Consider the following 25,540-nt stretch of genomic DNA (forward strand, 5'->3'; position numbering starts at 1 on the left):
CATTGAAAATAGTTGAGTAATTAACCAGCTTGTCACGTGCGCGCGGCACGGCGGCCGTTTCGCGCAGGCTTGATGGTTTCCCGCGCAATTTGTTGTTCACAGTACAAAGAAAAGATTGTATTAACCATAAGCGGCATGGTAGGCTGATGCGCATCGGGCAAGCGCGTGTCGTCCGTGCGTGGCCATCCGCCGCGCGCAGCGACGCAAGATAGTGAAGGTTGGTATTAAGGAGTTACCGGATGCATGCAGCACACAGGCAGAATTTGGCGGCAGCGCGCGGCGCGCGCGGTTTTACATTGCTCGAATTGTTGGTCGTCATCGTGATCATCGGCTTGCTGGCGGCGTACGTCGGCCCCAAATATTTCGCCCAGCTGGGCAAATCCGAAGTGACGGTGGCCAAGGCGCAGATCGAGGCATTTGAAAAATCGCTCGATACCTACCGCCTGGACGTGGGCCGCTACCCGACCACGGAAGAGGGCCTGGCCGCGCTGCTGGTGGCGCCGCCGGCCGCCGGCACCCGCTGGAACGGCCCTTACCTGAAGAAAAGCGTGCCGCTCGATCCGTGGGGACACGCCTATCAATACCGCGCCCCTGGCAGCAAGGGCGAATATGACATCGTCTCCATGGGCAAGGATGGCCAGCCGGGCGGCAGCGGCGAGAATGCCGATATCAGCTCGCAATAACGCCAGCACCACTTTTCCCTCACGGATACGTCATCATGCAGTTTGAAGTACGCGCGCTCTCGACGGACCAGGCGGTAGCCACCCTGTCGACGTGCGTGATCGACGGTCGCGACGAAGCCGATGTACGCCGCCAGGCCGAAGCGCGCGGCCTGTTCGTCAGCGCCATCCGGCCGTTGCGCGCCACGCCGTTCAGCGCGGCCGGGCGCCAGCGTGCGCGCGCGCTGCCGTTGCTGCTGTTCAGCCAGGAATTGCTGGCCCTGCTCAACGCGGGCCTCGGCATCGTCGAGGCGCTGGAAGCCTTGCTGGAAAAGGAGGCGGCCGCCGCCACGCGCAGCGTGCTCACCCGTCTGCTGGAAGGCTTGCGCGAGGGCAAGCGCTTTTCTGCCGTGCTGGCTGAACAGGCCGAACTGTTTCCCCCCTTGTATATCGGCATCGTCAAGGCGGCCGAAGGCACGAGCGATCTGCCGCGCGCGCTGTCGCGCTATATCGATTACCAGCAGCGCATCGACGCCGTGCGCGCCAAGATCGTCAGTGCCGCCATTTATCCCGCCATCCTGCTGGCCGTGGGCGGCGGCGTCAGTGCCTTCTTGATCAGCTATGTGGTGCCGCGTTTCGCCGAGGTCTACCAGGGCGCCGGGCGCAACCTGCCGTGGATGTCGCAAGTGATGCTCAGTTGGGGCCAGTTCGTCACCGAACATGGCTTGCTGCTGTTGCTGGGGCTGGCGCTTGCCGGCAGCGTTGTCTTTACGGCCGTGCGGCGCGTGTTGCGCAATGGCGGCGTGGCGCGCCTGCTGGCGAAGCTGCCCGGCATCGGCGAACGCGTGCGCATCTATGAACTGTCGCGCCTGTACCTGACCCTGGGCATGCTGTCCGAGGGCGGCATCACCATCGTGCAAGCCATTGCCACCGTGCAGGCGATGGTGTCGCCGCGCATGCAGGCGTCGCTGCAGCTGGCGCGCGGCGCCATCGAAGCGGGCCAGCCGCTGTCGTCCGCCTTCGAACAGCACCAGCTGACGACTCCGATCTCGCTGCGCATGCTGCGCGTGGGCGAGCGCACGGGCGACATGGGGCCCATGCTGACCCAGTCCGCGGCTTTTTATGACGGCGAAATCAGCCGCTGGATCGACCGTTTCACGCGCACCTTCGAACCGCTGCTGATGGCCGCCATCGGCCTGATCGTCGGCGCCATCGTGATCCTGCTGTACATGCCCATCTTTGACCTTGCCGGCGATATCTCATGATGCAGACCGCTTCCGTGCCCGTCGTGGCGATCGACCCCGCGCTGATGCAGCGCGCGCGCGGCCTGTGCCAGCAATCGAAGCGCAGCCTGGTCGAGGAGTTGCAGCAATTGAGCGGCATCGACGCGCGCCAGGTGGTGCAGGAACTGGCGCGCCCGTTTGGCCTGGCCGTGCTGGAGACGGCCGACATGCTGGCCTTCGCGCCCGCGTTTGACCTGCTGCCGCTGTCGCAGGCGCTGGCGCGCCACAGCGTGCTGCTGCGCGCCGGCGACGGCCAGCTGGTGGGGGTGATCGCCGACCCGTTCGACCTCGACCTGCAGACCTGGCTCGCTGCCCGCGCCGGACAGGGCGCGCACGCGCCGCTGGCCATGCGCCTGGCGCTGCAGGCCGACATCGGCGCCTACCTGTCGAAACAGGAAGAATCGGCGCGCGCCGTCGATAACCTGCTGCCTGGCGCCGCCGGCGACGCCCGGCGCGACGGCAAGACGGCGGCCGTGCTGTCGTTTGCCAGCGTCTCGGAAGCGGCCAGTCCCGCCGTCAAGCTGGTCAACTCGACTTTATATGACGCGCTGAAGGCGGGCGCCTCGGACATCCACCTGGAAAGCACGGCCGGCGGCCTGGCCGTCAAGTACCGCGTCGACGGCGTGCTCGATCATGCCACCTCCGTCAACGGCATCGAGGTGGCGGAGCACATCATCTCGCGCCTGAAGGTGCTGGCCGAACTCGATATCGCCGAGCGCCGCGTGCCGCAGGACGGCAGCTTCCGCGTCGAGGCGGGCGGACGCGAGATCGACCTGCGCGTCTCCATCATGCCCAGCATCCATGGCGAGGATGCCGTCATCCGTATTCTCGACAAGCGCGCCATGATCGAAGCGTATGGCGCCCTGACGCTGGAAGCGCTGGGATTTGATGCGCCGTCGCTGGTGGCCCTGCGCACGCTGGCGCAGGAAGCCTACGGCATGCTGCTGGTGACGGGCCCCACGGGTTCGGGCAAGACGACGACCTTGTACGCGGCGCTGACGGAAATCCACAACGGGCGCGAAAAGATCATCACCATCGAAGACCCCGTCGAATACCAGCTGCCCGGCATCCTGCAGATCCCCGTCAATGAAAAGAAGGGGCTGACCTTTGCCAAGGGCCTGCGCTCGATCCTGCGCCACGACCCGGACAAGATCATGGTGGGCGAGATCCGCGACCGCGAGACGGCGGAAATCGCCGTGCAGTCGGCCCTCACGGGCCACCTGGTGCTGACCACCGTGCATGCGAACAATGTGTTCGACGTGTTTGGCCGCTTCACGCACATGGGCATCGATCCGTATGCGTTTGTCTCGGCCCTGAACGGCATCTGGGCGCAGCGCCTGATCCGCACCAACTGCCCCCATTGCGCCACCGACTACACGCCTGACGAGCAGGAGCTGGCCAGCGTGGGCCTGGTGCGGGCCGATGTGTATGACTACCAGTTCAAGCAGGGCAAGGGCTGTGGCGACTGCCGCGGCACCGGTTACAAGGGGCGCCGCTCGATCGCCGAGATCCTCGTGCTGACGGATGAAATCCGCGAACTCATCGTCGATAAAAAACCGATCCGCCAGATCAAGGCGGCCGCCTATGCGAACGGCACGCGCAGCCTGCGCCTGGCGGCGCTGGAGCTGGTGAAGCGGGGCGCCACCACCATTACGGAAATCAAGAGGGTCACCCTGCATGCGTAGAGGCATAGGACATGGACTGCGCCTGGGCGTGGCGGTGGATGGCGTGAGCCTGTGGCGCAGCAGCCGCTGGCGCGCGCCCGCCTGGACGCCGCTGGCCGAGCAGGCCTACGCGCCGGACGACAGCCTGCATGGCGATTTTTCCGCCCTCGGGCAGGCGCTGGAACAGGTGCTGCCGGCTGGCGAGTACGCGGGCTGGCCCCTGTCGGTGGTGCTCGATGACGCGCTGACGCGCCTGTGGCAGGTGGATTTGCCGCAGGGCGCCACGCGCCTGGCCGATATCGAGGCGGCTGCCGCGCTGCGTTTCCAGGCCCTGTATGGCGATGCGCCGGGCCTGTGGCAAAGCAGCGGCGCCTGGGATGCGCGCGCGCCATTCTTTTGCGCCGTGCCGCGCGCACTGCTGGCGCAGCTGACGCGCGTGGCCCTGGAGCGCAAGCTGGCCTTGATTTTCATCACGCCGCAATTCGTGCGCAGCTGGAACCGCTGGCAGGGCGCGCTCAAGCCGGGCGCCTGGTTTGGCCAGCTGCAGGCGCAGACGCTGACCCTCGGGGTGCCGCGCGAAGGTGTGCTGCACGCCGTGCGCGCCGTGCCCGTGCCGCATGGCGCTGGCCATTACTGGATGGAGCAGACGCTGGCGCGCGAAGCGCTGCTGCAGGGCATGGACGCGCCAGGCTTGCTGCAACTGTGCGGCGCGGTGCCGCCCGACTGGCTGGCGCCGCGCGCGCCGGGTGCGTTGATATGCAGTGCGTTTTTCCCGCCAGGCGTGGACGGCGCGTCGTCGCCGGCCGCGCAGCTGGCACGCAGCGGAGGCGCGGCATGATACATATGGATATCGATTTCTCCCCGCCCAGCTGGCGCCGCAGCATGCACCGCGTGCCGGCATGGGCGTGGGTGGCGGGCGCGCTGGGCGTGGCGCTGGTCGCCACGGCGGCGTACGGCGGCTGGGCCGCGCTGCAACGCCAGCAGCTGCGCGAAGCGCAATTGCAGCGCGCGCAGCAGCGTGTCGCGGCAGTCATGCAGGGCCCGGCGCCGGTGGCGCCCACGCCGATCACGCCGGCGCAGGCGGCGGCCGTGAATGCCGCCATCCTGCAGCTGAACCTGCCCTGGCGCGACGTGCAGGATGCGCTGGCCACGGCCACGCCACCGGCCATCGCGCTGCTGGCGCTGGAGCCCGATGCCCGCAAGCGGGTGCTGAAGATCACGGCCGAGACGAAGGGCAGCGACGCCATGGTCGACTACCTTGCTCAGCTCAAGCAGCAGGAGCTGTTCGGTTCGCGCGTGCAGCTGCTGCGCCATGAAATCAACGAACTCGATCCGAACAAGCCCTTGCGCTTCCAGGTCGAAGCACACTGGGGCCAGCCATGACGGGCATCGACCTGAATATGCTGCGGCTGCGCGCGCAACTGCTGTTGCGCCGCGCGGGCGCGCCTGCCTGCATCGCCGTGGCCTTGTGCCTGCTGGGCATCGCAGCCTGGGCCTGGGCCTGGCAGCAGCGCGCCATGGCGACGCAGCTGGAAGCGCGGCCCCTGCCGCAACCCGCGCTGGCCGTGGCGGCCGTCGCGCCGCCGGCGACCGCCAGCGAGAACCTGGCCCGCTTCTATGCCGTACTGGGACCGCAGCGCCATGCGGAGCAGCAGGTCAAGCTGCTGTTCGACCTGGCGGCGAAGAATGGCCTGGTGCTGGCGCAGGGCGAGTATAAAAGCGGCTACGACAAGGCCAGCCGCATCGCCACCTACCAGGTGACGTTGCCGCTGAAGGGCAGTTATGCGGCCGTGTGGCAGTTCGCGCTGCAGGCACTGCGCGCCATGCCTTTCGCTTCGCTCGATGAGCTGAGCTTTCGCCGCGAGCAGATCGCCGACACCAACCTCGAGGCACGCTTGCGCCTGACTTTTTATTTGTCCGATGCGTTGACCGATGCGCCGACGGATGCCGGGGGGGCGCCATGACGCCGCGCCACTATCTGATGCTGGCGGCGCTGCTGGGGGCGGGCGCCTTGCTGCTGTTCGGCGAACGCCAGCCCGTGTCCGACGTGGCCGAAGCCGTGGAGCGCGCCGTCGCGCCCGCGCGCAAGCCTGCGGCCAGGCCGGAGGCCGCGCAGCCGGCCATCCTGGCCCTGCTGCCGCGCAGCGAGGTGGCGGGCGAGGATGGCGACACGTTTGGCGGCGCCGATGGCGTCTTCCACAGCCAGAACTGGACACCGCCGCCGCCGAAAATGGCGGTCGTCGCGCCGCCGCCGCCACCGCCGCCGATGGCGCCGCCGCTGCCGTTCATCTACCTGGGCAAGGCCGCCGCCGAAGGCGCCTGGGAAGTCTTCCTGTCGCGCGCCGATAAAACCTATATCGTGCGCGCGAACACCGTCATCGAGGGCGCCTACAAGGTCGTGACCATCGCGCCGCCCGTCATGACGCTCAATTACCTGCCGTTGAACCAGGTTCAGCAGCTCAACATTGGAGTTTCCGAGTGATGCCTCGTTCCTTTTCCACGGCGCCGTTCCTGCGGCGCGCCCGCCTGGCGTCGCCGCTGCTGTTGCTGTTGCTGGCCGGTTGCGCCGGCCACATGGCGTACCGCGACGGGCGCGAGCTGATCGCGCAAAACCAGGTGCCGGCCGGCCTGCAAAAGCTGCAGGAAGCATTGCAGCAGGATCCCGGCAACGCGCAGTACCGCAGCGCCTACCTGCAGGCGCGCGAACAGGCCACGAGCAGCCGCCTGCAGCAGGCCGAGCGCCATGCGCAAGCGGGCCAGGGCGATCTGGCGCGCGCGGCTTTTCTCGGCGTGCTGGAAATCGACGCGCAGAACGAGCGCGCCAACAGCGGCTTGCGCGCGCTGGAGCGCGAGCAGCGCCATGGCAAGCTGCTGACGGAAGCGCAAAAAGACATCGAGGCCAAGCGCTACGACCCGGCGCGCCAGCGCCTGAGCGCCATCCTCACCGAGCAGCCGAACCATGCCGGGGCACGCGAACTGCTGCGCGACGTCGATGAGAAGACGGCGCCGCCCGTGGTGGAGTCGGGCCTGGCCAAATCGTACAAGCAGCCGATCACGATCGAATTTCGCGATGCGCCGTTAAAGCAGGTGTTCGAGCTGATCGCGCGCCGCTCCGGCCTCAATTTCGTCTTCGACAAGGACGTCAAGGCGGACGCGAAGACGTCCATCTTCCTGAAAAACAGCACGGTGGAATCGGCCGTCTATTTCCTGCTGGTGACGAACCAGCTGGAGCAGCAGGTGATGGATGCGAACACCATCCTGATCTATCCGAACGTGGCGGCCAAGCTGAAGGAATACCAGGAAGTACTGGTAAAGACCTTCTTTCTCGCCAATGCGGACGCCAAGCAGATTGCCAACACGCTCAAGACCATCCTCAAGACGCGCGACGTGGTGGCCGATGAAAAGCTCAACCTGGTCATCGTGCGCGACACGCCCGAGGCGATCCGCCTGGCCGAGCGCCTGATCGCGGTGCAGGACGTGCCGGAAGCGGAAGTGGTGCTGGAACTGGAAATCCTCGAAGTCAAGCGCAGCCGCCTGCTGGAGCTGGGCGTGGCCTGGCCGACGAGCCTGACCCTGACGCCATTGAGCACGTCGGGCGGCGCTGGCCTGACCATCAACGACCTGAATAACCTGAACCGGCGCACCATCGGCGTGAGCGACCTGTCCGTGACGGCGAACGCCAAGAAGACGGACGGCGACGCGAACATGCTGGCCAATCCGCGCATCCGCGTGCGCAACCGCGAAAAGGCGAAATTCGTCATCGGCGACAAGGTGCCCGTGATTACCACCACCATCTCGCCGGGCACGGGCGGTTTTGCCTCCGAGTCGATCAGCTACCTGGACGTGGGCCTGACGGTCAACGCCGAACCGACCATCTACCTGAATAACGAGGTGGGCATCCGCATCTCGCTCGAAGTGAGCAACTTGGGCGCGGCCACCATCACCAAGAGCGGTTCGACCCTGTACCAGATCGGCACGCGCCAGGCATCGACCATGCTGCAGCTGAAGGATGGCGAGAACCAGGTGCTGGCGGGCCTGATCAACAATGAAGAGCGCAGCGCCGGCAACAAGGTGCCGGGCCTGGGCGACATACCGGTGCTGGGGCGCCTGTTCGGCAGCAGCAAGGACGACAGCCAGAAGACGGAAATCGTGCTGTCGATCACGCCGCACCTGGTGCGCACGGTACAGCGTCCGGAAGCGAAGGAATCGGAATTTTCAGCCGGTACCGAAGGCAGCTTCCGCCGCCGGCCCGACATGGCGGCCAAGGCGCCGACGCAGATGCCGGGCACGGTCATCGTGCGTTCCGGCCCGTCCGCCGTCGGCATGCAGCCGGCGCCGCCGCAGCCGATGATGGTGCCCGGCCAGCTGCCGTCATCGTTGCCGGCACCGCAGCCGCAGCCGCAAACCGTGCCGGCGCCGGAAGTGGCGCCGTCGCCCGAGCCGGCCGCGTCGCCCCTGCCGATATCGTCGGGCCAGCCCGTGCCGCTGCAGATGGCGCCGTTGCCGCTGTCGTCCGGCCAGCCCGTGCCGGTGGCGCAGCCGCCCGCCAAATGAGGCTGGCGCGCGCGCAGTCGTGCGCCGGCGGCCAGGGCGGCTTTTCCCTGATCGAGCTGCTGGTGACCCTGGCCATCCTGGGCGTGCTGGCCACCCTGGTGGTGCCCGTCACGCAGGTTACGGTGCAGCGGCGCCAGGAGCAGGACTTGCGGCGCGCGCTGCGCGAGATCCGCCAGGGGCTCGATGCCTACAAGCGCGCCGGCGACGAGGGCCGCATCGTGCGCGCGCCCGACGCCAGCGGCTACCCGAAAAGCCTGGACGTGCTGGTCGAGGGCGTGCCGGACCAGCGCAACCCGAAGCGCAGCAAGATGTTCTTTTTGCGCCGCGTGCCGCGCGACCCGTTCAATATGGATGCCAGCCTGAGCGATGCGCAGACGTGGGGGCGGCGCAGCTACGCCAGCGAGGCGAGCGAACCGCGCGAGGGCGACGACGTGTACGATGTCTACTCCACTTCCAGCAAGACGGGCCTGAACAACGTGCCTTACCGTTTATGGTGAACCATGCCTGCTGATACTCCTTCCCCATGCGATGCCCGGCGTGCGCGCGGCTTTACCCTGATCGAATTGCTGGTGGTGCTCGGCATCGTGGCGCTGCTGCTGACCCTGGCCGTGCCGCGCTATTTCCCCAGCCTCGACAAGGCGAAGGAAACCGTGCTGGCGGATAACTTGCGCAACCTGCGCACCACCATCGACCAGTTCCATGGCGATACGGGGCGCTACCCGGATACCCTGGAGCAACTGGTGGACAAGAAATACCTGCGCGCCATGCCGATCGACCCCATCACCGAAAGCGACGCCAGCTGGATCATCGTGCCGCCGCCCGACGATACGCCGGGCCAGGTGTATGACGTGAAGAGCGGCGCGCCGGGCAAGGACCGCAGCGGCACGCCCTTCGCCGATTGGTAGCGGCGATGCGCCCCTTGCCGTCCCGCCCGCTGCGCCGCCAGCATGGCTTCACCTATCTGAGCCTGATCATCGTGGTGGCGATACTGGGCCTGGTGGGGGCGGCAGGGTTGAAGATGGGTTCGCTGTTGCAGCGCCAGGCGGCGGAGCAGGAGCTGCTCGATATCGGCGCGCAGTTTTCCGATGCCTTGCTCAGCTACGCGGCCGCCACGCCTGCCGGCCAGCCGCAACAGCCGCCCAGCCTGGCCGCCTTGCTGCGCGACCCCCGCGTGCCGCACATGCGCCGCCACTTGCGCAAGCTGTTTGTCGATCCCATCACGGGGCGCGCCACATGGGGCTTGCTGTACCAGCCTGGCAGCAATGGCATCATCGGCGTGCATAGCCTGTCGCAGGCCGCGCCGTTGAAAGTGGGGAACTTCGAGGCGCGTTTCGCCGGCTTCGAAGGCAAGGCGCATCTGTCGGAATGGCATTTCATGGTCAGCGGGCAAGCGCCCCTGCCGCCGGCGCAGCCCATGAACATGCCACCAGGAACCATTGCGCCTGGCGGCGCAGCGGACGTGCAGCCGGTCACGCCGGCGCCACCGTTGTTTTCCAGGCCTATTTCCCCGCCGCAAGAAGAGCCGGCGCCGGAGCCGCCGCAGCCTGCCGAGCTACTCGATGCGCCTGCCGATGCGGACGAAATGGCAGTCTCGCGATAAAAGTGCGCTGAAATGGCATAGATGTGCCAGCAACTATTTTCCTGCGGAAAGTGGTCGATACTGGCAAATATTTCACCTTGAAAATAGTTATCTCGTATGAAACTTCGATAAAATATTTATAAGTATTTTAGTGCATTTATGCTACCATTCTCATCAGTACTTTCGGTACTAAAACTATTGGTGGCCTGCGCATCGCAGCCATAAATTACTTTTTAAGGGATAAACTATGAAATTGAAATTTATCGCTGCAGGCATTCTGGCAGCAGCATCGTTCAGCGCATCGGCAGCAACGTACGACCTGGGTATCCTGGATCCATCGGGTTCGGACACCCTGTCGGCCATCACCACCAAGTTTGCCGCGAACACCGCAGTTGACGATTTCTGGACCTTCAAGCTGGTCACCCCATCGTCGACCTCGTTTGGCGCACTGCAAACGTTCTCCGTGGTTGAAGGCGCGATCAAGGATTTCTCGGCCACGCTGCTCGGTTACGGCAACCTGACCAACAGCACGGCAGCCGGCATCCAAAGCCTGAGCTGGGGCGGCCAGCTGGCTGCAGGCGAATACACGGTGCACGTCACCGGCCTGACGGGCCTGGCAAAAGCCCAGTACCTGGGTTCCGTATCGGCCCTGCCAGTACCTGAGCCAGAAACCTACGGCATGCTGCTGGGTGGCCTGGCACTGGTGGGCGCCGTCGCCCGCCGCCGCGCAAAGAAAGCTGCTTAAGCTTTCGCCGCAATGAAAAAAACCCGCTTCGGCGGGTTTTTTTTCGTCTGTGCCGTAGGCCGGGCCGGGCGCCAGGCCGCAGGCAGTACGCCGCTATGGCAGGACGCAGGCTGCGATGCCCCGCGCATGTGGTCAGGCGCTGCGCTTGAAGTCGCGGAAGCGGAAACCGACGAGTAACAAGGTGGCAAAGTAGGCCACGCCGCAGACGGCCACCACCAGGGCCAGGGTACCGGCCCGCAGCAGCGGATGGGCTTGCATGGCGATCCAGTCGATGCGCATGGCGCCGAAGGCTGCCACGCCGCCCATGACGAGCAGGGCCGGCAGCAGGCGCAGGAAGAACTTGGCCCAGCCCGGCTTGGGCTGGTAAATGCCGCGCTTGCGCAAGCCCCAGTACAGGAAGCTGGCGTTCAGGCAGGCGCCCAGGCCGATCGACAGGGCCAGGCCGGCCACGGCGATATAGGGCACGAACAGCAAATTCATCAGCTGCGTGGCGATCAGCACGCCGATGGCGATCTTCACGGGCGTGCGGATGTCCTGGCGCGCATAGAAGGCGGGCGCCAGCGTCTTCACGAGGATGATGCCGACCAGGCCCAGGCTGTAGGCCACCAGCGGCTGCGTCGACATGGTCACGGATTCGGCCGTAAACTTGCCGTAATGGAAGAGGGTGGCGATCAGCGGCGTGGCCAGGGTCGCCATGCCGACGGCGGCGGGCAGGGCCAGCAAAAAGGTCAGGCGCAAGCCCCAGTCCAGCAGGGCCGAGTATTCCACCTTGTCGCCGTCCACGTTCGCCTTCGACAGGCTGGGCAGCAAGATGGTGCCCAGGGCCACGCCCAGCATGGCGGTCGGAAACTCCATCAGGCGGTCCGCATACGACAGCCAGGAAATGCTGCCCTCGGCCAGGCGCGACGCGATGCTGGTGTTGATCATCAGGCTGATCTGCGCTGCCGAGACGGCGAACACGGCCGGTCCCATCTTCTTCAGTACGCGGCGCACGCCGCCGTCGGACAGGCCGATGGCGGGATTGATCGACAGGCGCGGCAGCATGCCGATCTTGATCAGGGCGGGAATCTGGATGGCCACCTGCAGCAGGCCGCCGGCAAACACGGCAATGGCCATGGCGTAGATCGGCTGTTTCAGGTGCGGGGCGAGGAATAGCGAGGCGGCGATGAACGACAGGTTCAGCAGTACCGGGGTGAACGCGGGGATCTTGAATTCGCGCCAGGTATTCAGAATGCCGCCCGCCAGGGCCACGAACGACATGCAGGTAATATAAGGGAACATCAGGCGCGTCATCCATACGGCCGCGTCGAAGGCGCCCGCATCCTTGGTCAGGCCGGTGGCGATCGCATACACGAACCACGGCGCGCCGACGATGCCGATGGCGGACACGAGCAGGGTGGCCCAGACGAGGGTGGTGGCCACATGGTCGGCCAGCTGCTTGCTCGCTTCCTGGCCGTGCTGGTTCTTGTATTCGGACAAGATGGGCACGAAGGCCTGCGAGAAGGCGCCCTCGGCAAACAGGCGGCGCAACAGGTTGGGGATGCGGAAGGCAACGATGAAGGCGTCCGTGTAGGCGCCGGCGCCGAAGGCGCGCGCGAACAGGCTTTCGCGCAATAAACCGGTTACACGGGACAGCATGGTCATGCTGGAAATGGCGGCGAGGGTTTTAAGCAAGTTCATGGGGGCAGATTATAGCGGGCGCGGTAGCGGCAAACGCTTAAAATATGGTAACAATTGCTGCCGATTCGCTGCGGATATGCCCTTGCCAGCCCCATTTTCAGGTGATTTTGGCATCACACACGGTTTTTTGATTTGCCCCCGCTTGAAAATATCGCTATAATCGAAGGCTGTACAGAATTCTGTTACGCAGACACTAATGTTTGACAGGCACTGGTTTGGCACACATGGTTCGGCAGACGCACAGAACGCACCGGTTGGCAAACACTAATGTTTGCAAACGCACTTTGACCCTGTTTTAGGAAATTCCATGGCAAATACCGCACAAGCGCGCAAACGCGCTCGTCAAGCAGTTAAGCAAAACGCACACAATTCGTCCCAACGTTCGACCTTGCGCACGGCTATCAAAGCTGCTCGCAAAGCGATCCAGGGCGGCGACAAGGCAGCTGCTGCTGCAATCTTCCAAGCATCCGTGTCGACCATCGACCGTATCGCTGACAAGAAGATCATCCACAAAAACAAGGCAGCTCGCCATAAGAGCCGTCTGGCAGCTGCTTTGAAAGCACTGTCCGCTTAATATTCGCCAGCAGGCAAGCCGCCAAGGTGGCCTTGCCTGTGCCGGTACGCTGGCACTGGTTGAAAAGCAAAAACCCGCAGATTCATTCTGGCGGGTTTTTTCGCGTGGTCGGACGGTTTGCTGCGGTATCTGCCCTGTCTGGGGTGAGCGTGCACGCAGGGCGCGGGCGCGGCGAGCGGGCTTAGCGCGCCGGCGGCAGGTTGCCGATGTTCATGCCCGGCTTGATATTTCTCTGCTTGAACCAGCCCAGGTGCATTTCCAGCGCATAGCGTACGGGTACGGTTTTGCTTGAGCAATGGCTGTCCAGCGTGTGCGGCTGCATGTCTTCGATGTTGACGATCTTGCCGGCCGCATCGATGAAGGCTACCGACAGCGGCAGCGGCGTGTTCTTCATCCACATGCATTGCGTGGCCGGCGCGCCGAAGACAAACAGCATGCCCGCATTGGCCGGCATCTTGTCGCGGTACATCAAGCCTTCCTCGCGCTGCGCTTCCGTGGCAGCCACTTCCGCCTGGATCAAATGCATGCCCGCCGACAATTGCACGCTCTTCCATTGCGGCGTTTGCGCCAGGGCGCCGGCGGCGCCGGCCATCAGGACAAGGAAAAGGCTGTAGCTGCGGCGGGAATTTTTCATGGGGTGGGCGCTGGCAATCGAAGCGGCGATTAAGCCATGCTGGCGCACGCATGGTCAAGCATTGCGCCGGACGATGGCGAAAGCGTGGGGTTGCAGCAACATGCGCGTTGCCGCAACCCGCTTTTCCCTGGCTGGCTGCGGGCCAGGCTTATTTGGTCGGCGTGCCTTCGGCGCTCGCCGGCTGCTTTGTCCGGCGCGCCTTCGGTATCAGGCGTTGCGGCGCGTCGGTGCCGGCCGAAGCCCTGGTCCTGGCCGACGCGGCCGGGCGCGTCGCATCCGTCGAGGCGGAGGCGTCGGTCGATGCGGATGCGGGCGGCTTCGGCGGATGGCTGGCATCGGTGGACGCCGATGCATGCAATTGCGCTCCCGACTGCGCCAGCGCGGCGCTGGCCAGCAGGGAAGCCAGCAGGCACAACATTGTTTTCATCATCATCTTTCCTTTTCAGTCATGTGAAGGTGAGGATGATTCTATTCCATTATCTAAAAATAAATAGTGCTTATTGGAAAAACTGGCTGGGAAAGGCGGATTTTCTTGTCCCGTTCACGTTTTTCCAATATTTTCGGCCGGCACTTCGCACCATTCGCCGGGCATCAGCGGGTGGCTGGCCAGGGAAAAGGGGCCGATGGCGCTGCGCACCAGGCGCAGGGTGGGCAGGCCGACGGCGGCCGTCATGCGCCGCACCTGCCGGTTTTTTCCTTCTTTCACGGTGATCGCCAGCCACGACGTCGGCTTGTCGGCGCGCGCGCGGATGGGCGGATCGCGCGGCCACAGCCAGTCCGGCTCGGCAATGCGCACGGCCTTGCACGGTTTGGTGATGAAGTCGCCCAGGTCCAGCGGCGCCTGCAGGCGCGCCAGGCTGGCCGCATCGGGCACGCCGTCCACCTGCACCAGGTAGGTCTTGGCTTCCTTGCGGTCGGGATGGCTGATGTCGTGCTGCAGGCGGCCGTCATCGGTCAGCAGCAGCAAGCCTTCGCTGTCGGCGTCGAGGCGGCCGGCCGGGTAGATGCCGGGAATGGTCAGATGGTCGGCCAGGGTGGCGCGGCCTTCCTGCGGCGAGAACTGGCACAGGACCTGGAATGGTTTGTTGAAGAGGATGAGTGGCATACGGATGGGCTATAAGTGATGCAAACGATGGTGATGGATGGCTGGCGCCGCAAAAGCATGGCGCCCTGCACGATACTGGTGCATAATGTGAAACACTTGTCTTATGTCTTATAGAAGACTTAGGCTGGCGTTGTGATGGGGCGCTTTGGTATGGCGGCCGTGATGGCCTGGGTGTTCTTTCCCTGCTAAAGTGCGTTGTTGCTGCCATGTTCGGACTTGTTTTTGTAAACTCTGCAACCGCAGAGCGCGTCGCCGGGCCGCCAGGGCTGCCCACGGTGCGTCCCACTTCGGAGATCACGATGTATCAACATATCACTGTACCTGCTGACGGCAAAAAAATCACCGTCAACGCCGATTTTTCGCTGAATGTACCAGATAATCCCATCGTTCCCTTCATCGAAGGCGATGGCACGGGCATCGATATCAGCCCGGTCATGATCAAGGTGATCGACGCGGCCGTGGCCAAGGCCTATGGCGGCGCGCGCAAGATCAGCTGGATGGAAATCTATGCAGGCGAAAAATCGACGAATGTGTACGGCCCCGATGTGTGGTTGCCCGAGGAAACGCTGGAAGTGCTGAAGGATTACGTCGTTTCGATCAAGGGCCCGCTGACGACGCCCGTCGGCGGCGGCATCCGTTCGCTGAACGTGGCCCTGCGCCAGCAGCTGGACCTGTACGTCTGCCTGCGCCCCGTGCGCTACTTCACGGGCGTGCCATCGCCCGTGAAAGAGCCGGAAAAGACGGATATGGTGATTTTCCGCGAAAACTCGGAAGACATCTATGCCGGCATCGAATACCAGCAGGGTTCCGAGGGCGCGAAAAAGCTGATCGATTTCCTCGTCAAGGAAATGGGCGTGACCAAGATCCGCTTCCCGGCCACGTCCGGCATCGGCATCAAGCCCGTCTCGATCGAGGGCACGGAGCGCCTCGTGCGCAAGGCCCTGCAGTATGCGATCGACAACGACAAGCCTTCCGTGACGATTGTGCATAAAGGCAACATCATGAAGTACACGGAAGGCGGCTTCCGCGACTGGGCGTATGCGCTGGCGCAAAAGGAATTCGGTGCCGAGCTGATCGATGGCGGTCCATGGTGCAAGTTCAAGAACCCGAAGACGGGCCGCGACATCATCGTCAAGGATTCCATCGCTGACGCATTCCTGCAACAGATCCTGCTGCGCCCGGCCGAATACAGCGTCATCGCCACCCTGAACCTGAACGGCGACTACATCTCCGACGCGCTGGCGGCGCAAGTGGGCGGCATCGGCATCGCGCCGGGCGCCAACCTGTCCGACTCCGTCGCCATGTTCGAAGCGACGCACGGCACGGCGCCGAAGTACGCGGGCAAGGATTATGTGAACCCCGGTTCGCTGATCCTGTCGGCGGAAATGATGCTGCGCCACATGGGCTGGCTGGAAGCGGCCGACCTGGTCATTTCTTCGATGCAAAAGTCGATCGCCTCGAAGCGCGTCACCTATGATTTCGCCCGCCTGATGGAAGGCGCGACGCAAGTGTCGTGTTCCGGCTTCGGCGACGTGATGATCGAGCACATGTAATTAGAGGGGCAGGGCGCTGCGCGCCCTGCGGACGAAAAAAAACCCCGTCAGGAGACGGGGTTTTTCACATCTGAGGGCCGGCGATGCTTAGGCTGCTTGGATGTTGGAAGCTTGCTTGCCTTTAGGGCCTTGCGTGACTTCGAATTGAACTTTTTGACCTTCTTTGAGGGTCTTGAAACCGTTCATGTTGATTGCGGAGAAGTGAGCAAACAAATCTTCGCCGCCGTCATCTGGAGTGATGAAGCCAAAACCTTTGGAATCATTGAACCACTTAACTGTACCTGTTGCCATAAAAAGAACTTTCAAAATTAAAACAAATCACACGAGCCATAAAAGCAAGAAGCTTCTTGCCCCCTCCTCGACGTCTCACTTCTTATCAAGCTGTACATTACTGCAACAGTCGATACAGCATTGTTGGCGGAATAAATAATGAAGTCAAGCGCTTTTCCACCGATATTGCCAAATTCTTCACGACGACCAAAAAAGCAACTCTTGATTTTGGCGGCAAGGTCGCCATCTGCGCAGTATTAAGAAAACGCGTAAGATTGAAAACAATTGGAAAGGCGCAGATATTGCGCATGACAACCACTGTGAAAGCATTAGAATAAGCGTATGGCAACCAAGCACGACACAGAAACCCTGCTGGAGCGGCAAGTGCTGAAGCCGCCACCGCTCTACCAGGTAGCCTTGCTCAATGACGACTACACCCCGATGGAATTTGTGGTGGCCATCATTCAGGAGTATTTCAACAAGGACCGTGAAACGGCGACGCAAATCATGCTCAGTGTTCATCGCTACGGCAAAGGAGTGTGCGGCGTGTTCTCTAAAGATATAGCGTGTACCAAAGTGGAGTTCGTTTTAACGCATGCGCGCAAGGCGGGGCATCCCCTGCAGTGCGTGATGGAGGAAGTATGATTGCGCAGGAATTAGAAGTAAGTTTGCACATGGCGTTTGTCGAAGCTCGGCAGGCACGGCACGAATTCATTACGGTTGAGCATTTACTGCTGGCACTGCTGGATAATCCCTCCGCTGCTGAGGTATTGCGTGCCTGCGCGGTCAATATTGAAGACCTGCGCAAGACCCTCACCAATTTTATCGGCGATAACACGCCGACCGTGCCTGGCACGGGCGAAGTCGACACCCAGCCGACGCTTGGTTTCCAGCGCGTGATCCAGCGCGCCATCATGCATGTCCAGTCCGCGTCGAACGGCAAGAAGGAAGTCACGGGCGCCAATGTGCTGGTGGCCATCTTCGGCGAAAAGGATTCGCACGCTGTTTACTACCTGCACCAGCAGGGCGTGACGCGCCTGGACGTGGTCAACTTCATTTCGCACGGCGTGCGCAAGGACCAGTCGACGGAAAGCGCGAAGGCGTCGGAAGGCGTGGAAGAGGCGCCCGTCGATGGCCAGCCGAAGGAAAGCCCGCTCGACCAGTTCACGCAAAACCTGAACAAGGCCGCTGCCGAAGGCAAGATCGACCCGCTGATCGGGCGCGAGGACGAAGTCGACCGCGTGATCCAGATCCTGTGCCGCCGCCGCAAGAATAATCCGCTGCTCGTCGGCGAGGCGGGCGTGGGCAAGACGGCCATCGCCGAAGGCCTGGCCTACCGCATCACGCAAAGCGATGTGCCGGAAATCCTGCAGAATGCCGTCGTGTATTCGCTGGACATGGGCGCCTTGCTGGCCGGTACCAAGTACCGCGGCGACTTCGAACAGCGCCTGAAAGCCGTGCTCAAGCAATTGAAGGACAATCCGAACGGCATCCTGTTCATTGACGAGATCCACACCATCATCGGTGCGGGCTCGGCGTCGGGCGGCACGCTGGACGCGTCCAACCTGCTGAAGCCGGCCCTGGCGAACGGCCAGCTGAAATGCATCGGCGCGACCACGTACACGGAATTCCGCGGCGTGTTCGAGAAAGACCATGCCTTGAGCCGCCGCTTCCAGAAAGTGGACGTCAACGAGCCGACCGTCGAGCAAACCGTGCAAATCTTGCGCGGCCTCAAATCGCGCTTCGAAGAGCACCATGGCGTGAAATACTCGGCTTCGGCCCTGTCGACGGCGGCCGAGCTGGCGGCGCGCTTCATCAACGACCGCCATCTGCCCGACAAGGCGATCGACGTCATCGATGAAGCGGGCGCGGCGCAACGCATCCTGCCGAAGTCGAAGCAAAAGAAAACCATCGGCAAGGCCGAGATCGAGGACATCATCGCCAAGATCGCGCGCATTCCGCCGCAAACGGTCAACCAGGACGACCGCAGCAAGCTGCAGACGATCGACCGCGACTTGCGTAATGTTGTGTTCGGGCAAGATCCGGCCATCGACGCGCTGGCCTCGGCCATCAAGATGGCCCGTGCCGGCCTGGGCAAGACGGACAAGCCGATCGGCTCCTTCCTGTTCTCCGGTCCGACCGGCGTCGGCAAGACCGAGGTGGCCAAGCAGCTGGCCTTCATCCTCGGTATCGAGCTGATCCGTTTCGACATGTCGGAATACATGGAACGCCATGCGGTCAGCCGTCTGATCGGCGCGCCGCCGGGCTATGTCGGCTTCGACCAGGGCGGCTTGCTGACGGAAGCGATCACCAAGAAACCGCATGCGGTCTTGCTGCTCGATGAAATTGAAAAAGCCCATCCGGACATTTTCAATATCCTGCTGCAAGTCATGGACCATGGCACCTTGACGGATAACAATGGCCGCAAAGCCGATTTCCGCAACGTGATCATCATCATGACGACGAATGCGGGTGCGGAAAGCTTGCAAAAGACGTCGATTGGCTTCACGAATTCGAAGCAGGCGGGCGACGAGATGGCCGACATCAAGCGCATGTTTACGCCGGAATTCCGCAACCGCATCGACGCGACCATCAGCTTCCGCGCGCTGGACCAGGAAATCATCCTGCGCGTGGTCGACAAGTTCCTGATGCAGCTGGAAGAGCAGTTGCACGAGAAAAAGGTCGAAGCCGTGTTTACGGAGAAACTGCGCACCTTCCTCGGCAAGAAAGGCTTCGATCCGCTGATGGGCGCGCGTCCGATGGCGCGTTTGATCCAGGACATGATCCGCAAGGCGCTGGCCGACGAACTGCTGTTCGGCCGCCTCGTCACCGGCGGACGGGTCACTGTCGACCTCGACGACAAGGAACAGGTCTTGCTGGAGTTCCCGGAACCGCCTGACGCGGCGCCGACGGCCGCACCGGAAACGGTGGAAGTGGAATAAGCGCTTCCTGCCCCTTCCGAAAAACCCGCCCACGCAAGTGGAGCGGGTTTTTTTACGCGCCTACCGCTTGCCAGGGAAACTGTGGTGGAAATTACCTTGTTTAAAAATAGGTATTGCTTTTGCTTCAGCTATGCAAGAATCATGATCCGATGTCGGCCATGCCACACTTCCCGCGTCGTTTCGCTTCCATGTCCGCTCATAGCTTGTTGAAAGACTGCTTCATGAAAATGTCCCGTACTCTCGCCTTCCTCCTGTTTTCCGCCGGCCTGCTGGGCAGCGCCGCCGCTGCCTCTGCCGCGCCTGCCGGCAGCTATTTCCGCTTTCCCGCCGTGCGCGGCGACACCGTCGTCTTCACGGCCGAAGGCGACCTGTGGAAAAGCAATATACGCGGTGGCGCGGCGCAGCGCCTGACCACGCATCCCGGTTATGAAACGAATGCGGCGATGTCGCGCGATGGCCAGTGGCTGGCGTTTTCCGCCGCCTACGAGGGGGCGCAGGAAGCGTATGTGATGCCGCTGGCCGGTGGCTTGCCGCGCCGTATCTCGTACGACAATGGCGGCGTGCTGGTGCTGGGCTGGACGGCGCAGGGCGAAGTGCTGGTCAGCACGCAAAATACGGATGGCCCCGCCTCGCGTCGCATCGTCGCCGCCATCGACCCCGTGCAACAGACGCGCCGCGTGTTTCCCGTGGCCGACGCGAATGACGCCGTGCTCGACGATGCCGGCACTACCCTCTATTTCACGCGTTTCGGCCTGGCCATGACCAACGACAATGTGCGCCGCTACCGTGGCGGCGCGCATGCGACGCTGTGGCGCTATGGCCTGGACGGCAAGGCCGAAGCCGTGCCCATGCACACGGATGCCGCCGTGTCGGCTGGCAACAACAAGCGCCCCATGTGGTGGCAGGGCCGCGTCTATTACATCAGCGACGAAGGCGGCAGCGACAATCTGTGGAGCATGCTGCCTGACGGCACCGACCGCCGCGCCCTGACGGCGCACACGCAGTGGGACGTGCGCAATGCGGCGCTCGGCGACGGTCGGATCGTCTACCAGCTGGGCGCGGATTTGCACGTGCTCGACTTGAACGCGCCAGGCACGTCGGCGGGTTCGCCGCCGCTGGCCATCAGCCTGGTGTCCGACTTCGACCAGCAGCGCGCGCGCCAGATCCGCTCGCCGCTCGATACCTTGAGCAATGTCCAGCTGTCCGGCAAGGATGAGCGCATCATCCTCACTGCGCGGGGCCGCGTCAGCATCGCCGGCACGGGCAGCCTGCGCCGCGTCGACATCGCCATTCCGGAAGGCGCGCGTGCGCGCGACGCCGTCTTTTCCAGCGACGAGAAATCCGTCTTCGCCATCGTCGACACGAGCGGCGAAAATGAAATCTGGAAATTCGCCGCCGACGGCTCGGGCCAGGGCGAGCAGCTGACGACGCAGGGCGACAATCACCGCTGGAAACTGTACCCGTCGCCGGACGGGCGCTGGCTGGCGCACTCGGACAAGAAGGGCCGTTTCTGGCTGCTGGACCTGGCGAACCGGGCCAACCAGCTGATCGACGATGCGGGCAAGGCGGGCGTGGACAAGCACGATGAAGTGCAATGGTCGCCCGACAGCCGCAACCTGGCCCTCGTGCGCGTGGCCAGCGATGCGCAGCGCGAGCAGATCGGCCTGTACAACCTGGCGTCGAAACAGCTTCAGTTCGTCACCAGCGACCGTTATACCTCCGGCTCGCCCGTGTTTTCGCCCGATGGGAAGTGGCTGTATTTCATGTCGGCGCGCAATTTCCAGCTGGCCAATGGCTCGCCGTGGGGCGACCGCAACATGGGGCCCGTGTTCGACAAGCGCACGGGCGTGTATGCGCTGGCGCTGCAGCCGGGCAACCGTTTCCCATTCCAGCCCGACGATGAGCTGAGCCGGCCCGGTGTCAAGCCAGCCGAGACGGACGATGAAAAGGCGGCCGAACTGGCGGCGGAAAAAGCGCTGGAAAAGGCCGGCGGCAAGAGCGCCGTGAAGAAGGCGCCGGCCGCCCTGCCGGCCATCGTCATGCCAGGCCTGGCCGAACGGTTGTACGAGGTGCCGCTGCCTGCTGGCAACTACAGCGCGTTGGCCGTCGACGACAAGCGCCTGTATTTCCTCGAGCGGGAAGGCAGCGAGCGCAAGTCCAGCCTGAAGACCCTGGCGATCGGCAATACGGGCTCCAAGCCGGAGCTGCTGGTGGCCAATGTGCGCGAATTCGACCTGGCCCAGGATAAAAAGCATCTGTATTACCGTACGGTAGCGGCGACGGGCCCGGGCGAGATGCTCGTGGTCGAGGCGGGCGCCAAGCTGCCAGGCGACCTGTCGAAGGCAAAAGTCAAAGTTGACGACTGGACGTTTGTGTCGAATCCGCGCCTGGAATGGAAGCAGATGTTCAACGATGCCTGGCGCTTGCACCGCGATTTCCTGTACGACGCGAAGATGCGCGGCGTGGACTGGAAGGCGGCGCGCGACAAGTATGCGCCGCTGGTCGAGCGCGTGACGGACCGCGCCGAACTCAATGACGTGCTGGGCATGATGGTGGCCGAAGTGGGCGCCCTGCATTCGCAGATCCGTTCCGGCGAACTGCGCCGCACGGAACAGGAAGGCACGCCGGCGGGGCTCGGCGCCGTGCTGGCGCGCACGGGTGCCGGCTACAGGGTCGAGCATATCTACCGCAGCGAGCCGGAACTGCCGTCCGAGCGGGCGCCGCTGTCGCGTCCCGAGGTGGATGTGCGCGTAGGCGACATCATCACGGCCGTCAATGGCAAGGACGTGCTGGGCGCGCGCGACATCAGCGATTTGCTGCTGAACCAGGCCGACAAGCAGGTGCTGCTGCAGGTGAAGCGGGGCAACGGCGCACCGCGTGCCGTCATCGTCAAGCCCGTGACCATGGCAAAACAGACGGCGCTGCGCTATGGCGACTGGGAACTGAGCCGTGCCGAACAGGTGGCGGCCGCCTCGCAGGGGCGCGTCGGCTACCTGCACCTGCGCGCCATGGGACCGAACGACATCGCCTCGTTCGCGCGCGATTTTTATGCGAATATCAACCGCGAAGGCTTGATTATCGACGTGCGCCGCAATAACGGCGGCAATATCGACAGCTGGATCATCGAAAAGCTGTTGCGCAAGGCCTGGGCTTACTGGGCGCCGCCCGGCGTGCAGCCGTCGTCGAACATGCAGAACACCTTCCGTGGCCACCTGGTGGTGCTGGTCGATGAACTCACGTATTCGGATGGCGAGACGTTCGCCGCCGGCATCAAGGCCCTGGGCCTGGCGCCGCTGGTGGGCAAGCGCACGGCCGGCGCCGGCGTCTGGCTCAGCGACAATACGCGCCTGCTTGACAACGGCATGGCGCGCGTGGCGGAAAACGGCCAGTTCGGCATCGACGGCCAGTGGCTGATCGAAGGCGTGGGCGTGGTGCCGGACGTGGAGGTGGACAATCCGCCGCACGCCACTTTCAATGGCGGCGACCGCCAGCTGGACGTGGCGCTCGAGATGCTGGCGAAAAAGCTCAAGGAACAGCCGCGGCCTGCATTCCAGGCGCAGCCGATACCGGCGCTGAAGTAGGCGCGCGCCAGCCCGCTACAGGCTGGTGATGGCCTTGAACTGCTGCGCGCGCCGGCGCGACACCTCGACCACGCTGGCGTCGGGCAGGTGCAGGTTGAGGCCATCGGCCGCGTTGGGCGCGACGCTGGCCACGTGCGCCAGGTTGACGATCTGGCGCCGGTTGGCGCGGAAGAATTGCGCGGGAGGCAGGCGTTCTTCCAGCTGGTTCAGGGAGCGCAGCATGAGCGGGCGCTGCCCCGCGAAGTGCACGCGCGTGTAATTGCCTTCCGATTCCAGCAAACGGATGTCGTCGAGCGCGACAAACCAGCAGCGCTCGCCATCCTTGATGAAGACCTTGCGCGGCGCCGGCTGCGCCGCCTGCACGCGCGCGTCGACCTTGGCCAGCGCCGCCGCCAGGCGCGCCGCCTGCACGGGCTTTTGCAGGTAATCGAGGGCGCTCACTTCGAAGGCTTGCAGCGCGTACTGGTCGAAGGCCGTGCAAAAGATGACGTCCGGGGCCGCGTCGAGGGCCGCCAGCAAGTCGAAGCCCGAGCCGCCCGGCATCTGCACGTCGAGCAGCAGCAGGTCGGGCTGCAGCTTGGCGATCTGCGCGATGGCTTCGGCGGCGCTGGCCGCCTCGCCAACGATGTCCACTTGCGCATGCGCGGCCAGCAGGCGGCGCAGTTCGGCGCGCGCCAGGCGCTCGTCATCGACCAGCAGCACCTTGAGTGGCGGTGCGTTCATGGCTGCTCCGGCAGGGACATGGTGGCGTACACCCAGCCCGCCTGTTCGCGCAATTCCAGGCCGGCGTCAGCGCCGCAGGCCAGCTGCAGGCGCTGGCGCGCATTGCGCAGGCCGACGCTGGTGGACCTGCCGGGCTGACGCAGGGCGCCCGTGTTGGCCACCTCGATCTGCAGCATCGCCACGCCCCCTGCCGGACTGGCGCGCCGCGCCGCGATGCGGATGTCGCTGCCGTCCTGGCTGGTTTCCACGCCATATTTGACGGCGTTTTCCACCAGCGTCTGCAGGGACATGGGCGGCACGCCTGTCGCTTCCAGTTCCGCCGCGATGTCGAAGCTGACGCGCAGGCGCGATTCGAAACGTATCTGCTCGATTGCCAGGTAGGCGCGCACGGCGTCGAGTTCGGCCGCCAGCGGCACCGTCGCGTGCTGACCCGATTGCAGCGCGTGGCGCATCAGGCCGGCCAGCTGGTCGATCATGTTCGCGGCCGCGTCGCGGTCTTCGAAGATCAGCGCGCGCACGCTATTGAGGCTATTGAAGAAAAAATGCGGATTGACCTGCGCCTGCAGCGCGCGCAGCTCCGCTTCGCGTCCATGCAGCTGCAGACGCAGGGTTTCCGCTTCCAGCCGGTTGACGCGGCGCAGCGACAGCGCGGCCGAATAAAACACCGTCCAGGCGAGGAACACGCCGAACCAGAACAGCAGCGCGCCAGGCAGCCAGGCGATGCCGTGCAGGACATCGGGCGGATACATGACGTGGAAGGCGATCACCACGCTGGCCGTCTGGACGGCCGCCAGCAGGAACAGCGACGGCAGCACGCGTTTCCAGCGCAAGCCGTTCGCCGCCCAGCCGCGCCGGCGCAGGACGCCGTGCCACAGGTGCGACAGCAGCAGGCCGCCCAGCGAGCCCCAGCAGGCGATGGTGGCGACGATGCGCAGCTCCGAGGAGCCGCCGTACACGCTGTTGAACAGGGCCAGCGCGCTCCAGCCGGCCAGCTGGAAGGTCCAGTACCAGTTGATCCGGGCCAGCAGCGAAGGGCGGTGGAGTGGCGTCATGGCTTAGCGCAGGAACTGTTCGATGCGGCCGAACATCCAGTCCGGCTGGTCGTACATGATGAAATGGCGCGCCGTGTCGGCCAGCGCGACCTGCACGCCCGGCAGCTGCGCATACTGCTGCTGGAAGGTCGCTTCGATGGCGGCGCGCGGCGCGTAATCCTTGTAGGCGATCCAGGTGCCCAGGACCAGCGTGGGCGAGGTCACTTTCGCCACGTCCTGGCGCAGGTCGCTGGCCATCAGCGTGCCCATGGCCTGGATCACGGTTTCGCGGTCCGAGCGCTGGCCCCAGCCGATGATGCGCTCCACGTCGGCCGGCGCGCTGGCCATGCTGGCGACGGTGCGGCGCTGGCTGGCGCTGGCAGTGGCCGCGTCCTGGGCCCGCATGGCCGCCTGCATCTGCAACGACATCGCTTGCAGCTGTTCTTGCGTGATGCTGGGCAGTTGCGTCGCGCCCAGGGCCGGCAGCGAGTCGACGATCACAAGCTTGCCCGTCTGCGCCGGGTGGTCGATGCCCATTTTCAAGGCCAGGAAGCCGCCCAGGCTATGTCCGATGATGGCCGGCCGGCCCAGTTTTTTTTCGGTGATGTAGTCGGCCAGCTGCTGCTCCGCCTGGGCCAGCAAGTCGCCGGCGATGGGCGCCACGCCGGCAAAGCCGGCCAGGGTCAGCACATGGCATTGGCGCGCGCCTTGCGGTCCGCACAGGCGCGCCACCGTGCCTTGCCACACGTCACCCGACGAGGCCAGGCCGGGAATCAGGATGACGGGACTGCCCTGGCCCGTGACGTCGACGGTGAATGCGGTGGGCGTCGCCGCCTGGGCGGCGCTGGCCAGCAAGGCGCCGAGTAAAAACATTTTTTGCATCGTTCGTTTCATGATGTGTTACCTCCTTGGCATGATGCTAGCGGCGCGCGCGGTGCCGCGCCAGCACGGCGGGATGAGCGG

Annotated in this window: 25 protein-coding genes; 17 read left to right on the forward strand and 8 right to left on the reverse strand. The window is 64.2% G+C overall.

What is annotated here, in order from left to right:
- Positions 1 to 239: 239 nt before the first annotated feature.
- From gspG to AC1RDJ_RS13050, 12 genes are all read left to right on the forward strand, one after another.
- Positions 240 to 683: a type II secretion system major pseudopilin GspG gene (gspG, locus tag AC1RDJ_RS12995; RefSeq protein WP_071324820.1), complete on the forward strand. Its 444-nt coding sequence runs from the start codon at positions 240 to 242 to the stop codon at positions 681 to 683.
- Between the two features lie 35 nt (positions 684 to 718).
- Complete coding sequence (locus AC1RDJ_RS13000; protein ID WP_071324819.1) at positions 719 to 1,924, forward strand: type II secretion system F family protein; 1,206 nt, start codon at positions 719 to 721, stop codon at positions 1,922 to 1,924.
- Entirely contained in the window at positions 1,924 to 3,627 is a 1,704-nt protein-coding gene (locus tag AC1RDJ_RS13005; RefSeq protein WP_071326632.1) for a GspE/PulE family protein, read from the forward strand. The genes AC1RDJ_RS13000 and AC1RDJ_RS13005 overlap by 1 nt, the downstream gene beginning before the upstream one ends.
- The gene (locus tag AC1RDJ_RS13010; RefSeq protein WP_493027643.1) at positions 3,620 to 4,444 is read left to right on the forward strand and encodes a hypothetical protein; all 825 of its coding nucleotides are present in this window, start codon (positions 3,620 to 3,622) and stop codon (positions 4,442 to 4,444) included. The genes AC1RDJ_RS13005 and AC1RDJ_RS13010 overlap by 8 nt, the downstream gene beginning before the upstream one ends.
- On the forward strand, positions 4,441 to 4,989 hold the full coding sequence (locus tag AC1RDJ_RS13015) for a hypothetical protein (RefSeq protein WP_493027644.1): 549 nt from the start codon (positions 4,441 to 4,443) through the stop codon (positions 4,987 to 4,989). Before AC1RDJ_RS13010 ends, AC1RDJ_RS13015 begins: the two co-directional genes overlap by 4 nt.
- Entirely contained in the window at positions 4,986 to 5,570 is a 585-nt protein-coding gene (locus tag AC1RDJ_RS13020; protein WP_493027645.1) for a hypothetical protein, read from the forward strand. The genes AC1RDJ_RS13015 and AC1RDJ_RS13020 overlap by 4 nt, the downstream gene beginning before the upstream one ends.
- Positions 5,567 to 6,088, forward strand: a complete 522-nt coding sequence (locus tag AC1RDJ_RS13025) for a hypothetical protein (protein WP_071324816.1) — start codon at positions 5,567 to 5,569, stop codon at positions 6,086 to 6,088. Before AC1RDJ_RS13020 ends, AC1RDJ_RS13025 begins: the two co-directional genes overlap by 4 nt.
- Positions 6,088 to 8,160 (forward strand): secretin GspD/PilQ domain-containing protein, encoded by a 2,073-nt coding sequence (locus tag AC1RDJ_RS13030; protein ID WP_493027664.1) that lies wholly within the window; start codon positions 6,088 to 6,090, stop codon positions 8,158 to 8,160. The genes AC1RDJ_RS13025 and AC1RDJ_RS13030 overlap by 1 nt, the downstream gene beginning before the upstream one ends.
- Positions 8,157 to 8,657 (forward strand): type II secretion system protein, encoded by a 501-nt coding sequence (locus AC1RDJ_RS13035; RefSeq protein ID WP_071324814.1) that lies wholly within the window; start codon positions 8,157 to 8,159, stop codon positions 8,655 to 8,657. Before AC1RDJ_RS13030 ends, AC1RDJ_RS13035 begins: the two co-directional genes overlap by 4 nt.
- Before the next feature lie 3 nt (positions 8,658 to 8,660).
- A complete protein-coding gene (locus AC1RDJ_RS13040; protein WP_071324813.1) occupies positions 8,661 to 9,065 on the forward strand; it encodes a type II secretion system protein in 405 nt (134 codons plus the stop codon).
- Between the two features lie 5 nt (positions 9,066 to 9,070).
- A complete protein-coding gene (locus AC1RDJ_RS13045) occupies positions 9,071 to 9,760 on the forward strand; it encodes a type II secretion system protein (RefSeq protein WP_493027647.1) in 690 nt (229 codons plus the stop codon).
- A gap of 226 nt (positions 9,761 to 9,986) precedes the next feature.
- The gene (locus tag AC1RDJ_RS13050; RefSeq protein ID WP_071324811.1) at positions 9,987 to 10,484 is read left to right on the forward strand and encodes an FxDxF family PEP-CTERM protein; all 498 of its coding nucleotides are present in this window, start codon (positions 9,987 to 9,989) and stop codon (positions 10,482 to 10,484) included.
- 132 nt (positions 10,485 to 10,616) lie between these two features.
- Here AC1RDJ_RS13050 and murJ read toward each other — a convergent pair whose 3' ends face one another.
- Positions 10,617 to 12,164 (reverse strand): murein biosynthesis integral membrane protein MurJ, encoded by a 1,548-nt coding sequence (murJ, locus tag AC1RDJ_RS13055; protein ID WP_071324810.1) that lies wholly within the window; start codon positions 12,162 to 12,164, stop codon positions 10,617 to 10,619.
- Between the two features lie 307 nt (positions 12,165 to 12,471).
- On the opposite strand from murJ, the gene rpsT reads away from it, so the two are divergent.
- Complete coding sequence (rpsT, locus tag AC1RDJ_RS13060; protein WP_010395935.1) at positions 12,472 to 12,738, forward strand: 30S ribosomal protein S20; 267 nt, start codon at positions 12,472 to 12,474, stop codon at positions 12,736 to 12,738.
- A gap of 181 nt (positions 12,739 to 12,919) precedes the next feature.
- Here the strand turns inward: rpsT and AC1RDJ_RS13065 are convergent, their stop codons facing one another.
- From AC1RDJ_RS13065 to AC1RDJ_RS13075, 3 genes are all read right to left on the reverse strand, one after another.
- Positions 12,920 to 13,372 carry a DUF192 domain-containing protein gene (locus AC1RDJ_RS13065; protein WP_071324809.1) on the reverse strand — a complete coding sequence of 151 codons (453 nt, stop codon included), beginning with the start codon at positions 13,370 to 13,372 and terminating at the stop codon, positions 12,920 to 12,922.
- Positions 13,373 to 13,520: 148 nt separating this feature from the next.
- Positions 13,521 to 13,799, reverse strand: coding sequence for a hypothetical protein (locus tag AC1RDJ_RS13070; protein ID WP_493027648.1), 279 nt, complete (start codon positions 13,797 to 13,799; stop codon positions 13,521 to 13,523).
- Between the two features lie 114 nt (positions 13,800 to 13,913).
- Positions 13,914 to 14,477, reverse strand: coding sequence for a pseudouridine synthase (locus AC1RDJ_RS13075; RefSeq protein WP_071324807.1), 564 nt, complete (start codon positions 14,475 to 14,477; stop codon positions 13,914 to 13,916).
- Positions 14,478 to 14,776: 299 nt separating this feature from the next.
- Between AC1RDJ_RS13075 and icd the strand changes: the two genes are divergently transcribed.
- A complete protein-coding gene (gene icd, locus AC1RDJ_RS13080) occupies positions 14,777 to 16,030 on the forward strand; it encodes an NADP-dependent isocitrate dehydrogenase (protein ID WP_071324806.1) in 1,254 nt (417 codons plus the stop codon).
- 87 nt (positions 16,031 to 16,117) lie between these two features.
- On the opposite strand, the gene cspE is transcribed toward icd, so the two are convergent.
- Complete coding sequence (gene cspE, locus AC1RDJ_RS13085) at positions 16,118 to 16,321, reverse strand: transcription antiterminator/RNA stability regulator CspE (RefSeq protein WP_010395943.1); 204 nt, start codon at positions 16,319 to 16,321, stop codon at positions 16,118 to 16,120.
- Positions 16,322 to 16,642: 321 nt separating this feature from the next.
- On the opposite strand from cspE, the gene clpS reads away from it, so the two are divergent.
- The 3 genes from clpS to AC1RDJ_RS13100 all read left to right on the forward strand — a co-directional run bounded on the left by clpS (position 16,643) and on the right by AC1RDJ_RS13100 (position 22,823).
- On the forward strand, positions 16,643 to 16,945 hold the full coding sequence (gene clpS / locus AC1RDJ_RS13090) for an ATP-dependent Clp protease adapter ClpS (RefSeq protein ID WP_034751577.1): 303 nt from the start codon (positions 16,643 to 16,645) through the stop codon (positions 16,943 to 16,945).
- Entirely contained in the window at positions 16,942 to 19,242 is a 2,301-nt protein-coding gene (gene clpA, locus AC1RDJ_RS13095; RefSeq protein WP_071324805.1) for an ATP-dependent Clp protease ATP-binding subunit ClpA, read from the forward strand. Before clpS ends, clpA begins: the two co-directional genes overlap by 4 nt.
- 221 nt (positions 19,243 to 19,463) lie before the next feature.
- On the forward strand, positions 19,464 to 22,823 hold the full coding sequence (locus AC1RDJ_RS13100) for a S41 family peptidase (RefSeq protein ID WP_493027650.1): 3,360 nt from the start codon (positions 19,464 to 19,466) through the stop codon (positions 22,821 to 22,823).
- Positions 22,824 to 22,838: 15 nt separating this feature from the next.
- On the opposite strand, the gene AC1RDJ_RS13105 is transcribed toward AC1RDJ_RS13100, so the two are convergent.
- The 3 genes from AC1RDJ_RS13105 to AC1RDJ_RS13115 are packed head-to-tail and all read right to left on the reverse strand — an operon-like array spanning position 22,839 to position 25,471.
- On the reverse strand, positions 22,839 to 23,546 hold the full coding sequence (locus tag AC1RDJ_RS13105) for a LytR/AlgR family response regulator transcription factor (RefSeq protein WP_493027651.1): 708 nt from the start codon (positions 23,544 to 23,546) through the stop codon (positions 22,839 to 22,841).
- Positions 23,543 to 24,598 carry a sensor histidine kinase gene (locus tag AC1RDJ_RS13110; protein ID WP_289888694.1) on the reverse strand — a complete coding sequence of 352 codons (1,056 nt, stop codon included), beginning with the start codon at positions 24,596 to 24,598 and terminating at the stop codon, positions 23,543 to 23,545. The genes AC1RDJ_RS13105 and AC1RDJ_RS13110 overlap by 4 nt, the downstream gene beginning before the upstream one ends.
- Positions 24,599 to 24,601: 3 nt before the next feature.
- A complete protein-coding gene (locus tag AC1RDJ_RS13115; RefSeq protein ID WP_493027652.1) occupies positions 24,602 to 25,471 on the reverse strand; it encodes an alpha/beta fold hydrolase in 870 nt (289 codons plus the stop codon).
- Positions 25,472 to 25,540: the final 69 nt, after the last annotated feature.

This window comes from Janthinobacterium sp. GW822-FHT07H10, from assembly GCF_058798675.1.